At 37.0% G+C, this 14,112-nt stretch carries 15 protein-coding genes and 1 tRNA gene; 7 read left to right on the forward strand and 9 right to left on the reverse strand.

The window, feature by feature from the left end; all coding sequences use genetic code 11:
* Nucleotides 1-47 precede the first annotated feature (47 nt).
* Nucleotides 48-1,106 carry a 4-hydroxythreonine-4-phosphate dehydrogenase PdxA gene (gene pdxA / locus ACFSR8_RS05935; protein WP_380290161.1) on the reverse strand — a complete coding sequence of 353 codons (1,059 nt, stop codon included), beginning with the start codon at nt 1,104-1,106 and terminating at the stop codon, nt 48-50.
* A gap of 71 nt (nt 1,107-1,177) precedes the next feature.
* Here pdxA and ACFSR8_RS05940 point away from each other — a divergent pair, with 71 nt between their 5' ends.
* Entirely contained in the window at nt 1,178-1,765 is a 588-nt protein-coding gene (locus ACFSR8_RS05940) for a riboflavin synthase (RefSeq protein ID WP_380290028.1), read from the forward strand.
* A gap of 498 nt (nt 1,766-2,263) precedes the next feature.
* Here ACFSR8_RS05940 and ACFSR8_RS05945 read toward each other — a convergent pair whose 3' ends face one another.
* The 4 genes from ACFSR8_RS05945 to mce form a co-directional block, all read right to left on the reverse strand.
* The gene (locus tag ACFSR8_RS05945; RefSeq protein WP_380290030.1) at nt 2,264-3,019 is read right to left on the reverse strand and encodes a hypothetical protein; all 756 of its coding nucleotides are present in this window, start codon (nt 3,017-3,019) and stop codon (nt 2,264-2,266) included.
* Nucleotides 3,020-3,022: 3 nt separating this feature from the next.
* Nucleotides 3,023-4,051 (reverse strand): DNA cytosine methyltransferase, encoded by a 1,029-nt coding sequence (gene dcm, locus ACFSR8_RS05950; protein ID WP_380290032.1) that lies wholly within the window; start codon nt 4,049-4,051, stop codon nt 3,023-3,025.
* A 152-nt stretch (nt 4,052-4,203) separates the two neighbouring features.
* Nucleotides 4,204-4,277 (reverse strand) — tRNA-Ile (locus tag ACFSR8_RS05955).
* A gap of 130 nt (nt 4,278-4,407) precedes the next feature.
* Nucleotides 4,408-4,827: a methylmalonyl-CoA epimerase gene (gene mce / locus ACFSR8_RS05960; RefSeq protein WP_380290034.1), complete on the reverse strand. Its 420-nt coding sequence runs from the start codon at nt 4,825-4,827 to the stop codon at nt 4,408-4,410.
* A 69-nt stretch (nt 4,828-4,896) separates the two neighbouring features.
* Here mce and rbfA point away from each other — a divergent pair, with 69 nt between their 5' ends.
* Both rbfA and ACFSR8_RS05970 read left to right on the forward strand, forming a co-directional pair.
* Nucleotides 4,897-5,292 carry a 30S ribosome-binding factor RbfA gene (gene rbfA, locus ACFSR8_RS05965; protein WP_380290036.1) on the forward strand — a complete coding sequence of 132 codons (396 nt, stop codon included), beginning with the start codon at nt 4,897-4,899 and terminating at the stop codon, nt 5,290-5,292.
* 69 nt (nt 5,293-5,361) lie between these two features.
* Entirely contained in the window at nt 5,362-6,567 is a 1,206-nt protein-coding gene (locus ACFSR8_RS05970; RefSeq protein WP_380290038.1) for an ABC transporter permease, read from the forward strand.
* Between the two features lie 150 nt (nt 6,568-6,717).
* Here the strand turns inward: ACFSR8_RS05970 and ACFSR8_RS05975 are convergent, their stop codons facing one another.
* From ACFSR8_RS05975 to ACFSR8_RS05990, 4 genes are all read right to left on the reverse strand, one after another.
* A complete protein-coding gene (locus ACFSR8_RS05975; protein ID WP_380290040.1) occupies nt 6,718-7,845 on the reverse strand; it encodes a C1 family peptidase in 1,128 nt (375 codons plus the stop codon).
* Between the two features lie 75 nt (nt 7,846-7,920).
* Nucleotides 7,921-8,199, reverse strand: coding sequence for a SelT/SelW/SelH family protein (locus tag ACFSR8_RS05980; RefSeq protein ID WP_380290042.1), 279 nt, complete (start codon nt 8,197-8,199; stop codon nt 7,921-7,923).
* Nucleotides 8,200-8,347: 148 nt separating this feature from the next.
* Nucleotides 8,348-9,343, reverse strand: a complete 996-nt coding sequence (dusB, locus tag ACFSR8_RS05985) for a tRNA dihydrouridine synthase DusB (RefSeq protein ID WP_380290043.1) — start codon at nt 9,341-9,343, stop codon at nt 8,348-8,350.
* A 104-nt stretch (nt 9,344-9,447) separates the two neighbouring features.
* The gene (locus ACFSR8_RS05990; protein WP_380290045.1) at nt 9,448-10,575 is read right to left on the reverse strand and encodes a T9SS type A sorting domain-containing protein; all 1,128 of its coding nucleotides are present in this window, start codon (nt 10,573-10,575) and stop codon (nt 9,448-9,450) included.
* Between the two features lie 59 nt (nt 10,576-10,634).
* On the opposite strand from ACFSR8_RS05990, the gene ACFSR8_RS05995 reads away from it, so the two are divergent.
* From ACFSR8_RS05995 to ACFSR8_RS06010, 4 genes are all read left to right on the forward strand, one after another.
* The gene (locus tag ACFSR8_RS05995) at nt 10,635-11,402 is read left to right on the forward strand and encodes a prolipoprotein diacylglyceryl transferase (RefSeq protein WP_380290047.1); all 768 of its coding nucleotides are present in this window, start codon (nt 10,635-10,637) and stop codon (nt 11,400-11,402) included.
* Nucleotides 11,399-12,244: a carboxypeptidase-like regulatory domain-containing protein gene (locus tag ACFSR8_RS06000; RefSeq protein ID WP_380290049.1), complete on the forward strand. Its 846-nt coding sequence runs from the start codon at nt 11,399-11,401 to the stop codon at nt 12,242-12,244. The genes ACFSR8_RS05995 and ACFSR8_RS06000 overlap by 4 nt, the downstream gene beginning before the upstream one ends.
* Nucleotides 12,245-12,323: 79 nt before the next feature.
* Nucleotides 12,324-13,172, forward strand: a complete 849-nt coding sequence (locus ACFSR8_RS06005; protein ID WP_380290051.1) for a carboxypeptidase-like regulatory domain-containing protein — start codon at nt 12,324-12,326, stop codon at nt 13,170-13,172.
* Nucleotides 13,173-13,254: 82 nt separating this feature from the next.
* Nucleotides 13,255-14,100, forward strand: coding sequence for a carboxypeptidase-like regulatory domain-containing protein (locus ACFSR8_RS06010; RefSeq protein ID WP_380290053.1), 846 nt, complete (start codon nt 13,255-13,257; stop codon nt 14,098-14,100).
* The last annotated feature ends 12 nt before the right edge of the window (nt 14,101-14,112 follow it).

Genomic DNA, 14,112 nt, shown 5'->3' on the forward strand with positions numbered 1-14,112 from the left:
GAGCCTGCAAATATAAAAATTTTTATTATAAGCCCAGACAGTTATTTTTATTTTTTTGCTCCTACTTTTCTTGGTGCTTTTTTTAATATGTTGGCTGTAAGTTTCTCAAAATCAAGTCTGTTTCTAAAAACATGTATCCCCATAAACAGCGCTTCTTTAAAAGACCCAGGGTCTGCCAAGCCCTTTCCAGCAATTTCGTAAGCCGTTCCATGGTCCGGAGAGGTTCTTATCCGTTTGAGCCCGGCCGTATAATTTACACCTTGACCAAAGGACAAGGTTTTAAACGGTATGAGCCCTTGATCGTGATAGGAAGCGATAATCGCATCAAAGTTTTTATAATTGTCGGAGCCAAAAAAACTATCCGCTGCATATGGGCCAAACACCAATTTGCCGTCTTCCTTTATTTTTTTCAGGGTAGGGCGCATTACGTCGTCGTCCTCGTTACCAATCACGCCATTGTCGCCCGTGTGCGGATTAATGCCAAGTACAGCAATTTTTGGCTTTCCGATACCAAAATCCTTTCGAAGTGTATCGTAAACTGTATTAATTTTCTGAGTAATCAATTCTGGGGATATGTGCGTTGATACATCCTTCACCGGAACATGGTCCGTCAACAAACCTACTTTCAAGGTATCGGTTACCATAAACATTAAACTTTGTCCGCCCAGCTCTTGCGCCAAATAGTCTGTATGGCCAGGAAAGGTAAATGCTTGGGATTGAATATTTTTCTTGTTGATCGGCGCAGTCAATAAAATATCAATGGTTTCGCTTTTTAAGGCTTTGGTGGCCGCTTCTAATGATTTGAAGGCAAACTCTCCTATTTTTTCATCCTCTTTTCCAAACTCAATGGAGACCCCTTCCTTCCAACAGTTAAAAACGTTTAATTTGTCATCAACCGCCTGCTCCATCTTATGAATGCTATTGAGGTTTACTGCAGAACCAAAGTGTTTCTTCAAGAAATCCATCACCTTAATGGAAGCAAAAACTACGGGCGTGCAGAACTCAAAAATCCTGGAATCCTCAAAAGTTTTTAGAATGATTTCACCTCCAATTCCGTTCAGATCACCAACAGAAATACCTACAACAATTTTTTCTTCTTTCATTATTAAGAATCCTAGCTTTTGTTCGTAATTTTGAATTTTGATGTGCAAATTTAACCAATTAAACACAGATTAAAATGTTTACTGGAATTATTGAATCCCTTGGAACGGTTACTGACTTAAAAAAGGAACTTGACAATCTACATATCTCTATCAAAAGCAATATTACGGATGAATTGAAAATCGACCAAAGTGTAGCACACAATGGGGTATGCCTTACAGTAGTAGATATAAATAATGATATTTATACTGTTACCGCCATAAAGGAAACCTTGGACAAGTCCAATCTGGGGAGTTTAAAATCAGGTGATAGGGTGAACCTTGAACGCGCCATGAAATTAGGCGATAGGCTTGATGGCCATATCGTTCAAGGGCATGTTGACCAAACGGCAACATGCACCAATGTAGAAAACGCCGACGGCAGTTGGGTTTTTACTTTTGAATATGACCCTTCATTGAACAATGTTACCATAGAAAAAGGCTCCATTACTGTCAATGGAACGAGTTTGACCGTCGTGAATTCAGGGGACAATAGTTTTAGTGTGGCCATAATTCCTTATACATACGAACATACCAACTTCAATACCTTCGAAATTGGCACTGCGGTTAATCTAGAATTTGATGTTTTGGGAAAATATGTGGCCAAGCTAATGGCAACGCGATAGCGTCTACTTTTTCAACATTTTTTTACCGCCGTAAAATAAAGCAACGAATATCCCAACAAGAACACCACCATCGATTGGGAAACCGGGTGGAGGGGGCGGTGCAGGTGGCGGAGGCCCTTGGGCTACGCATACAATGCTTATTAATACAAATAAGACTGAGGCAAATATTCTTTTATTTTGTATCATCATTGGGACGCAAATGTAACAAAAAAAGGGTCTTAGCAAAAGAAATATACTAAAAAAACATCCATAAAGCGTTAAATATTATCGATGAAATGCATATTTCTTAATTGAAATTGCTATTCTAGCAAACGTCAAAAACCATTAAAAAGTATAATCCTGGCTAAATTAATCCCTTTATTTTTACATGATTACAGCACAAATATAAAAAAGTTTAGACGACACGGGGGTTAAAGCCAATAAATTATTAACAAATGTAAAGTTAATAATTTGGAAGACCTTCTTTAGGGCTAAAACAAGTACTATATAAAGGCATAGTTATGCCAAAATTGAAGTAATAATTTCACTTATTCCGTTTAAATCCCCAGTTTGAATATAATAGTTGGAAGCATCCATTTTAGTTCTTCCGTTTAGAAGTGCGCTTTGCGGAAGAATCCGTTTTTTGGAAATAATTTCTTGAAGAAATATTGAGTGGGTCATAAACCCGGGGATGTCATAAAACCAATCTTCGGCTGAAATCAATCCAAATAGTTCGTTTTTTTCAACTTTATCCGAATAAAACAACCTGTTTTTTCTAAGGATATTTTTAATGTCCGGCTTTATTCTGATAAATACGAAAAAATCATATCGATAGGTGTTGCCGTTTTCTAAATTGGGAAGGTAATGCCCTTTGTGATTCCAATCTTTTTCTTCAAGCAACAACAAGTTGGAAAAAAAAGCGGCCGATTTTACATTGATATGCTTTCCATTCACCACAAAATCAGAATCGTCCCAAAGATTTTGTCCCATAATTCTAAAATCTACTGGGGAGCATTCCAAGCCACTTGACGTGAAAAACTGAAACAAAGCTATCTCAGCCAATTTTCCCTGAAAGGTATTTGAAAATTTCTCGCCATTGCGCCTGTTGGACTGACCGCCAGACCTGTGGTCTCGGTGAAACCCACTACCGAAACACATTTCATAAGCAAAATCAAAGGCCTTTTTTATGTCATTTTTATGGAGACGGTTGCCATTAAAAGGTCGCTTAGAATTGATGAAATACCCATTGGGGGCGTTGAATGATAATGGCCTCACGATTTAAAGCACTTTTACGATTTGCTTTGCAATCCTTTCCACCAATGGCATGGTGACCGAATTACCAGCTTGCATATACAGTTTGCTATTCGCAATGTTTGGCAAAACATAATTGTCCATCGGATAACCCTGAAACGCAAAGCATTCCTTTGGGGTCAATTTTCTAATACCAAAATCGTCTTTAATTAATGGCACATTGTGTCCGCCAGTACCCATATTGGCCGTTAAGGTTGGGCACACATTGCTTTTGTTTTCGCGCACATATACCCTTCGCCATTGATACATTGTATTCGGATTAGTCATGGTTTTCACCAATTCCGGATAATACTTGTGTTGTGGCGAATAGTAATATTTCTCGTCCTTTTTGTCGCTTTCCAAAAGGTCGTGAATGGTTTTGGTCAAAGGTACTTTCTCTGGAAAATTAAAGTCTTTATAATTTGTTACTTGTTTAGGGTCAAAAGCCACGACGAATATGCGCTCCCTGTTCTGCGGAATATTGGCATGCGTCATAGAATTTAGCACCTCATAGTACACCTGGTACCCAAGTTTTTTCTCCAAAATCTCTAAAATGACTTTGAAGGTTTTCCCTTTATCATGGGATACCAGATTTTTCACGTTTTCAAGAAATACCGCTTTTGGTTGGTGTTTTTCAATAATTTGCTCCACATCAAAAAACAAAGTACCTCGTGTATCAGAAAAGCCCTTTCTATAGCCCGCAATGGAGAAGGCTTGACAAGGAAAACCAGCGCAAAGAACATCAAATTTTTCAGGAATAAACTGCTTTATGGATTCATCAGTAATATCTCCAAAAGGAACCTCGCCAAAATTGTCTGCATAGGTAACCTTGGCCTCTTTGTTCCATTCACTTGTAAATACGCATTTACCCCCAACATTTTGCAATGCCAATCGAAAACCTCCAATACCGGCGAAAAGGTCAATGAATTTGAATTTTGGGGATTCCGGTGATGGGAAAGGAATGTTAATTTTAAAAGATTCGGTTTTAATCTCTTTCAGATTTTCTACTAATTGCATCCTGTATATTGCCAAAATTTACTCGAACAAGATAGGAAGTCTTTTAAAAAGTATTGGTTTTAAAATTGGATGGTTTTACATTTTTTTTGAACAGGATGCTGATAGATACGATTAAAAAAGCCTAAACTACATCAGTAATTTAGGCTTTTTAGTGGTCCCACCTGGGCTCGAACCAGGGACTTTCTGATTATGAGTCAGATACTCTAACCAACTGAGTTATAGGACCCATTGCAAGTAAACTGCAATCCTCTTAAATAAAGAGTGTGCAATATTACTATATATTTTAAAATCCTACAAGAGAATTTAGTTCAAAAGAACACTCTAAGGCACATCGTTCCTTAGTTTCCAAAAAATTGTCACTCCCGCGAATGTGGGAGCCTAATCTCTTGGCACAACTCAATCAACACCCCATTGGAGGACTTCGGGTGTAGGAACGCCACCAACTTGTTATCCGCCCCTTTTTTAGGGGTTTCATTCAATACTTTGAATCCCTCTTTGGTCAATCGTTTTATCTCTGCTTCAATATCATCCACATCGAATGCAATATGGTGGATGCCCTCACCTTTTTTTTCAATAAACTTGGCTATGGGGCTATCTTCTTTTGTGGCTTCCAGCAGTTCTATTTTGCTCTCGCCAACCTTAAAAAAGGAAGTACTCACCCCCTCACTGGCTACTTCCTCCACTTTATAATGTGGTTCGCCAAAAAGCTTTTCAAATAAGGCGTTTGAGTCTTTTAAGCTCTTTACCGCTATCCCGATATGTTCTATTTTGTTCATTCCCTGTTACTTTTAAAGAAAGATACAAAATATGCACTATTTTTGCACCAAAGGTGTATCAATATTTCTATGGAAGAAACGCAAAGACAAAAAAAAATAAGTTCGGTATTGCAACGCGATTTGGCCGATATTTTACAACGCTCGGCAACGGATGGTGGCATGCATGGGGTGATTATTTCGGTTTCAAAAGTAAAGGTGACCGTAGATTTGTCGGTGGCCAAAATATACCTGAGTATTTTTCCGAACGATAAAGGGAAGGAACTTGTTGAAGGTATCAGAAGCAATACACCGCTTATTCGGCATGAATTGGCGCAACGCACTAAGAATCAGTTAAGGCGCATGCCCCAACTGGAATTCTTCATTGACGATTCATTGGAATATATTGACCGCATCGAACAATCCTTAAAAGGCAAGGAAAACCCCATTGACAATCCCGATTTACTGGATAAAAGAAAAAAGTCTTAGTCGGTTTTAAAAAAAACCTTCAATAATTACGTTATAGTTTTTAATTATCTTTTTTATTAGACAATAGTATTGAATGTTCCGTTTTATATAGCCAAACGTTACCTGCGCTCCAAGAGCAGTAATAATGCTATTAATTTTATCACCATCATCGCGCTTATCGGCGTGGTTTTAGGCGCCGCATCCTTGTTTGTGGTGCTGTCCGGTTTTGCTGGTTTAAAGGATTTTACCTTGCAATTTTCCACTATCGTTGATCCCGATTTAAAGGCTGAAACGGTGGTTGGGAAGTCTTTCGTTTTAAGCCCATTCCAACGAAAAGCACTTGATTCTATTGATGGCATAGCCCTCTATTCCGAAGTGATTGAAGAACGGGTTATCGTACTGTCCGATGGCAAAAATTACCTGGCCAGCATCAAAGGTGTTGATGGGAACTATAACAAAGTAAGCGCCATAGACTCCGTAATTAGTTATGGCAATTGGCTCGAACAAAAAACCAACCAAATTGTGGCTGGTTGGGGGGTGTCTCAAAACCTGTCTTTCGGAGTGTTGGACTACGGAAAAGCTGTTAACCTTTATGTGCCCAAACCAGGAACAGGTCAGATCCAATCGATCAAAAATGCTTTTAACTCCGTTCGGGCTATAAATGTAGGTATATTTGATATTAATGAAGAGCTGAACGATACCTATGTATATACTTCCATCAGTTTGGCAAGGCGGTTGTTAAGTTATCAACCGAATCAAATATCGGCCATTGAATTCAAGCTTAAACCTAATGCTGATGAAGCCCATATAAAATCGCAAATCCAATCTATTTTAGGGAATAACGTAGCGCTAAAAAACCGTGTCCAACTTAATGATGCGCTCTATAAAATGCTCAACAGCGAAAACCTGTTGATTTACCTACTGCTCACACTGGTATCGGCACTGTTGATATTCAACGTTATCGGCTCCATCATCATGATGATACTGGAAAAAAAGCCATCGCTCAGCACGCTTTTCAACTTGGGCGTACCCCTTAAAAACATGCGCAAAATCTTCTTCCTTCAAGGATCGGCCATTACGCTTATCGGTTGTGTGGTTGGTTTGTGTTTAGGGTTTTTAGTAGTGTTGCTTCAACAAACTTTTGGGCTTGTGCCCATCACGCCAACATTGGCCTATCCCGTTAGTATTAAACTGGAAAACTTTGTCATCGTATTCCTTACCATTTCGATTTTGGGCATTTTATCTTCTAAAATAAGTGCTACGAAAATTACTGAGAAGTTGGTTACTGGGTATTGATGTTTTGGGCGAGTTGCCATTTCCAAAAAAAATGGCAACCGAGCTTTCGGTAACTGCTTTCTCCCAAGAGGGAATTCAACAAACCCCAGCTGAACGCAGTCTAAGCATGCCTCAATCCCTATCGCGGGTTATATTTGCAAAGGTTTTTTCTTAATCAACGCCTAGTTTATTTGCTAATACGTTTGTAATAGCATCTTTATGCACGGTAATACTGATAGCTTTCAAACGCATGTAGCTTCGGCTAAAATATATATAACCCCCATTGGCATTTCTATTAACATCTGTACCCCAACTGTTTTTTACCTTGTAATATTTAGTCCCATTTTCGTCTTTTAAAATGCCCGTAATGTGCATTAAATGATCGTCGGTAGTGGTGAAGTTTTCAAATTCGTCCTGACGGTATTGTTGCGTAATTTGTTTTTCAGGATAAATGGCCTCTAAGGCTTTTTCGTTGTTTTCTGTTGATGCTGGAATTATTGCCACACCGCTTTTGGAGGAAAATGTTGGTTCGCTCACATCGCAGTCTAACTCTACTGTAAATCCATTTTCCAGAGCATTATCAATAGTTTGTATCATCTCGTCCAAATTCACATTATAAAAACTGCCATAGCTCCAATTATCTGGAATATTTAAAATAAATTTTGAATAAAATGGCGCATGCGTAAAGGACGTGATGCTTACATAATCTGACGGATTAATTTTTGTCATTTCTAAAAACGACTGCGGTGTATAGGTTTTGCCGTCATACTCAAATGTCTTTGGGTTTTCGCCAATATATGTCGACAGCACAGCTTCTATGGCTGGTTTCCATTTTTTGCTTAATTTTTTTCCAGGATTATCCACATAGGTTTCTACCATTCCGCTTAAAACTGCCACTAATTCAGCATGGTTATGATAGGTTTCGCCTCCAAATAAACCACTAAATGCAGTATTCGGCACCAAGCCGTATTCTGCTACAGAATTAAGGACATCATGCGCTAAACCACCTTCACTAAATTGCGCTTTGCCTTGGCGCATCACAAAATTATCTGCCTTTTTGGGATAGGTATTGCGTACCGTGTACATTTCAGATAAGTCAATTTGCTGTCCTATAAGTCTAATAATTTCTGATTCTAAAAACGACGTGCTTGAAAAGCTCCAACATGTCCCAGTGCGACCTTGACTAATGACAGGCGTTGCTTCTAAATCAATAACTTCGGTAAACTGATAGGGCTCTTGTGCTTTAAGACCTGTAAATGAAAGTGAAACTGTGAGTAGCGAAAAAATGAATTTAAACATAGCGAGTAATACTTTTAGATAAATAGTATGCTAAGGTATAGAAATGATTCTGCTTAATACAACGACCAATATTGATTATTTTTTACGATCAATATGCCCCAAATCCTTGTCAGGTGCAATCACATCCCGAACAAGGCGTTTCAATTCGGTTATTTCCGGAAAGCCGTTCATCGCCTTTCGTGACCAAACTTGTGCCTCATTAGCATAAACTTCAAAAACACCTCCAGAGCCAGGAACCAAGGTCAATTCATCGATTTCATCAGCAAAAGTAGTTAACAGTTCTTGGGACATCCAAGTGGCGCGTAACAGCCATCGGCATTGGGTGCAGTAGATAATTTTGATTGTATTTTTCATTAATCAATCTGGGTTTTAAAAACTATGCTAAAGGAACAAAAAAATTACACGGTGTTGTCATTCCTGCGAAGGCAGGAATCTAAAATCGTTACTAAAAGAGGTGGATTCCTGCCTTCGCAGGAATGACAGAACGTTTTTCAGGTGGTTCTTAGCTCGTAAACTCATATCCCGCAAATCGCTCCAAAACCTCATCAAAAGTCGCAAAAACATCCTCGGAATGATCGCTGGTCACCATTTTCATGCGGTAGTCCTTAAAATGCGGAATGCCTTTAAAGTAGTTGGTATAATGACGACGGGTTTCAAAAACCCCAAGCTTTTCGCCTTTCCAATCAATGGACATTTGCAAATGGCGACGGGCAGCTTCCACACGTTCCTCTAAAGATATCGGAGGCAAATGCTTACCTGTTTTAAAATAATGTTTCACCTGTTTAAAAAACCAAGGGTTTCCTATACTGGCACGACCAATCATGGCACCGTCCAAGCCATAGCTGTCGCGCATTTCAACAGCACGCTCAGGGGTATCTACATCCCCGTTTCCAAATACGGGAATATGCATTCGTGGATTGTTTTTTACCGCCGCAATGGGTTTCCAATCGGCATGGCCCTTGTACATCTGCGCCCGTGTACGCCCATGTATAGCGATTGCCTTGCAACCCACATCCTGCAAGCGTTCGGCAACCTCAACAATTTTTATAGAATCGTGATCCCATCCCAAACGGGTTTTTACCGTGATTGGTAAGTTGGTACGCTTTACCATTTCGGCAGTAAGCTTCTCCATCAAACAGATGTCCTTTAAAATGCCGGCTCCAGCGCCCTTGCTAACCACCTTTTTCACTGGGCAACCAAAGTTGATATCAATAATATCCGGGTTGGATTTTTCAACGATATCAATCGTTTGGAGCATACTGCCCAAATTAGCCCCAAAGATTTGGATACCCACAGGACGCTCCTTTTCGTAAATATCCAGTTTCATCACGCTCTTGGCTGCATTTCGTATCAATCCTTCACTGGACACAAATTCGGTATAGACCACATCTGCCCCCTGCTCCTTGCACAAGGCTCGGAACGGCGGGTCGCTGACGTCCTCCATCGGTGCTAAAAGCAACGGGAAATCAGGCAGTTCTATGTTGTCTATTTTGACCACGTGTATAAATTTTGCGCAAAAATAAAAGAATTTCCTGAAACCAACTACCTCCACAGCAAGCCACAGGGGTGTTTCGCTCGTTTCATTTTTACGAAAGGGTTCTCTTACTGTTTTACCACACGTTTCATGAGTGAGGTTTGGTCCTGAAAATTCACCCTCACCAAATAAACGCCCGAGGACATATTGCTCATATCTATTTGTGTTTGCTGGCCTCTAGACAGCAATACTGACTTTGTATCGAAAAGCTCCACTGAGACTATATCTTCTCCATTTATGTACAGAACATCAACTACTGGGTTTGGAAGAATTTTGATGCTTTCGTTGTTTTCAAAATTGGAATTACCAAGCGCGCCCTCATCTATTGAAAACGCCATTAGCTTGGCATCATCAGAAAAGGTAATTCCCAAACGAGTGACGGAAAAAGATTCCGAAGTCATTAAATAGCGGTTTGCGCTAACGGAAGCAATACCCTCAATTTGTTCCTGCCCAACATCCAAAGCTGATTTTGTATTGGTTCCTGAAAACACATCGTTCCCGTTAAAACTCTCACTTGTCCAAATAAAAGGCACCAAAAGACTGGAATAGCCCACCAAATACAATTTCCCCGAAGCATCATTAAAAAACCCACCCGTAATGAGGCCATCACTTTCCAAAGTGGAATTTAACCGATTTACGGCAAATGTCCCCGGCGTTTTTGGAATAAGATAGCTTTTCGTAATGTTATTAACCCAATCTTTTGTGAACAGTATTAAATGCGTATCACTGTAAGATACTAAAGCCTCCGCATCCCATTCGGTATTATTTAAATTTGGCGTAAAATCGGATTGATCGGCATAACTGAAGCCAATCGTTTCCGCGTTAATATTGGTAGAATTGAGATAATCTACTTTACTGATTTTATAAACCTTTAAGTCGGTTCGGTCACCACTATTGTTGCCAATATCGCCAATAAAAATCGATGTATCGTCCTGCGTCAAAGCTTCCCAATCGAAATTCGTGGCGTTGGAGATAGTCACGGTTCTTGTGATATTTCCAGACAGGGTGTCCAATTCGTAAAGCTTGTTTTCCCCTCCCGAATCTGTAATCGTAATCAATTTATCATTAAAAAAGATGGCTCCCGAAGACTCCGTCAAAGTACTGGGCAAATTGAATTTCTGAGACACCTCGATGGTTTGCCCGAATATGGGATTCAGTCCGCAAACAACAATAACAACCAACACAAAAAGCCTCATACCTAAGGGATATACTGCAAAAGTAGCACAAAACAGGTATATTTAGAAAATTTTACGATTTGGACATCCCCTTTGAGCCCCAACTTTTTGGCTACGCCATTAATGTACATTTGGTACTGGAATATCTGGCCTTTTTTGTGGCATTTAGGTACTACGTAGTATTAAGGCGAAAAAGTAGCGACCGTATTTCCTCAAATAACCGACTGTCCATCATCCTTGGGGCTGCTTTGGGCGCCTTAATCGGGTCGCGTGTGGTTGGGTTTTTAGAAAATCCTGTTCTTACGATTTCACAAGAAAACTTGATTCAATTATTAAACACCAAAACCATTATGGGCGGTTTGTTCGGTGGGCTTTTGGGTGTGGAACTGATGAAAAAATATATTGGCGAAACCCAATCCTCAGGGGATTTATTTACGTTCCCAATTATTTTGGGCATTTTTATTGGAAGGATTGGTTGCTTTTTATCCGGTACCAATGAATTTACCTTTGGCAAGGAAACTTCATTTTTTGCGGGAATGGATTTGGGGGATGGCCTTTTGAGACACCCTACTTCGCTTTATGAAATGGTGTTTTTGGTGCTATTGTTTTATGGTTTGAAACAATTACAAAACAAAGCAACTTTAAAAAACGGCGACCTCTTTAAATGGTTTATGATACTTTACTTTGGGTTTCGGTTTTTCATTGAATTTTTAAAACCGAATGTGTTTTATGTTTTTGGATTGAGTACGATTCAAATATTGTGTTTAGTTTGTTTACTTTACTACGGGAATACGATAGTTAAGGTAATTAAAATTAGATGGTTTTGTAATAAAAATGTTTTTAAATGAAATTCCTTTATAAAACAATAATCTTATCGTGTTTATTTTTTTCCATAACCTCTTATGCTCAAATAAAAGGGAAGTGTGTAGATATCTTTGGAAAAGGAATCGCGTATGTTAATATCTCTGTTAAAGGAAAATCTATTGGTACTGTGAGCAATCAAAAAGGAGATTTTTATTTAAATCATTCTTCTATCAACCAAAATGATTCTTTAATTTTTTCACACTTAAATTTTAACAAAAAAACAGTTGCAATTCCTTTAAGTGTTAAAGAAATTGAACTCACGCCTAAAGTAGAAACTTTAGAAGAAATTGTTATTTCTCATAAAAAAAGAAAATTAAAAATTGTTGGGACTAAAATAGTAAGTAGAGGAGATTCTAAACTCTTTACCCGTTCTAACAATCTGGGGTATGAGTCTGGGAAGATAATTAAAGTAAAAAAGAATAAAATTTACGATATAAAAAATGTTCAATTTACTATTGAAGAATTTGGATTTAAGTCTGCAACTTTTAGAATCAATTTTTATAATATCAGAGATGATATTATTGATTTAGAAAAAATAAATAGAACTGACTTTATCTATAAAATCATTGATAATGGAATCGTTAACATTGATTTATCAAAACAACATCTATCGTTCCGTAATAAATTTTTAGTTTCGATTGAATGGATTGATTTTGAAAACGATGATGATATAGAAGAAGGATGGAAAAGAATTGATATTCCCTTAGCTAATGATGCTGGTCCTATCTGCTCTAGAAAGAATGTAAATGAAAAATGGCGTATAAAAAGAATCGGTAATAATCTTGGATTGGGAATACACTTAGAGGTTGAACAATATTCTCAATAAAAACTAATGCAATAGAAAAAACTATTGAATTCTCAAAAATTAACTTAACAAACTCAAACTATACTAAAAATAATTTTCAATGAAATTACTTAATAAATCAATAATCTTATTTTGTTTATTTTTTTCTATAACCTCTTATGCTCAAATAAAAGGAAAGTGTGTAGATACATTAGGTATAGGAATCGCTTACGTTAATATTTCTATTAAAGGAAAATCTATTGGTACTGTAAGCAATCAAAAAGGGGACTTTTTTTTAGAACATTCTTCTATAAAAGAAAATGATTCTTTAATCTTTTCACACTTGAATTTTAACAAAAAAATCGTTTCAATTCCTCTAAGTACTCAGAAAATTGAACTCACACCTAAAGTAGAAACTTTAGAAGAAATTGTTGTTTCAAATAAAAAAAGAAAATTAAAAATTGTTGGGACCAAAATAGAAGATAGAGGAGATGTTGCTTTTGCGTTTACTCGTAAAAGTCCCATGGGTGTTGAGGCCGGAAAAATAATTAAAGTAAGAAAGAATAAAGTTTACGATATAAAGAATATGCAATTTACAATTATAGAATTTGGATTTAAGTCTGCAACTTTTAGAATCAATTTTTATAATGTTATAGATGGTGTTGTTGATTTAGAAAAAACAAATAAAACCGATTTAATCTATAAAATTATTGATGATGGAATCGTTAAAATTGATTTATCAAAACAAGATCTATCGTTCAGTAATAATTTTTTAGTTTCAATTGAATGGATTGATCTTGAAATCGATGATACTATAGAAAAAAAATGGAGAAGAATTTTTATTCCTATGGCTAATGATACTGGCCCTATGTGTGGTAGACCTACTGCACATCAAAAATGGAAAATAGGAGGATCTCGCAATAATAAGGGGTTGGGAATACATTTAGAGGTTGAACAATATTCTCAATAAAAACTAATAGCTATAGTAAAAAACTATTGAATACTCAATATCTTAACGCAACAAACACAAACTATAATAAAAATGTTTTTAAATGAAATTCCTTTATAAATCAATAATCTTATCGTGTTTATTTTTTTCTACAGCCTCTTATGCTCAAATAAAAGGGAAGTGTGTAGATACATCGGGAAAAGGAATCGCTTACGTTAATATTTCTATTAAAGGAAAATCTATTGGTACTGTAAGCAATCAAAAAGGGGACTTTTTTTTAGAACATTCTTCAACAAAAGAAAATGATTCTTTAATCTTTTCACACTTAAATTTTAACAAAAAAATCGTTTCAATTCCTCTAAGTACTCAGAAAATTGAACTCACCCCTAAAGTAGAAACTTTAGAAGAAATTGTTATTTCTCATAAAAAAAGAAAACTAAAAATTGTTGGGACTAAAATAGAATTTGGAGGAGATATTGATCTATCAATTCGTCCTCAAGATTTGGGGTATGAGTTTGGGAAGATAATTCAGGTAAAAAAGAATAAAATTTACGATATAAAGAATGTTCAATTTACTATTAAACGATTTGGATTTAAGTCTGCAACTTTTAGAATTAATTTTTATAATATTATAGATGGTATTGTTGATTTAGAAAAAATAAATAGAACTGACTTTATCTATAAAATAATTGGTCAAGGAAGCGTTAAAATTGATTTATCAAAACAACAGCTATCGTTCAGCAATAATTTTTTAGTTGCAATAGAATGGATTGATTTTGAAAACGATGATGATATAGAAGAAGAATGGAAAAGAATTCATATTCCCTTAGCCTTTTATACTGGTCCTTCATGCAATAGAGCTAATGTACATGAAAAATGGCGTATAAAAAGACACCGTAATGATACAGGATTGGGAATACATTTAGAGGTTACACAATATTCTAAATAAAAACTACTGGAA

It is taken from the genome of Hyunsoonleella rubra, assembly GCF_042684665.1.
Classification (GTDB): domain Bacteria; phylum Bacteroidota; class Bacteroidia; order Flavobacteriales; family Flavobacteriaceae; genus Jejuia; species Jejuia rubra.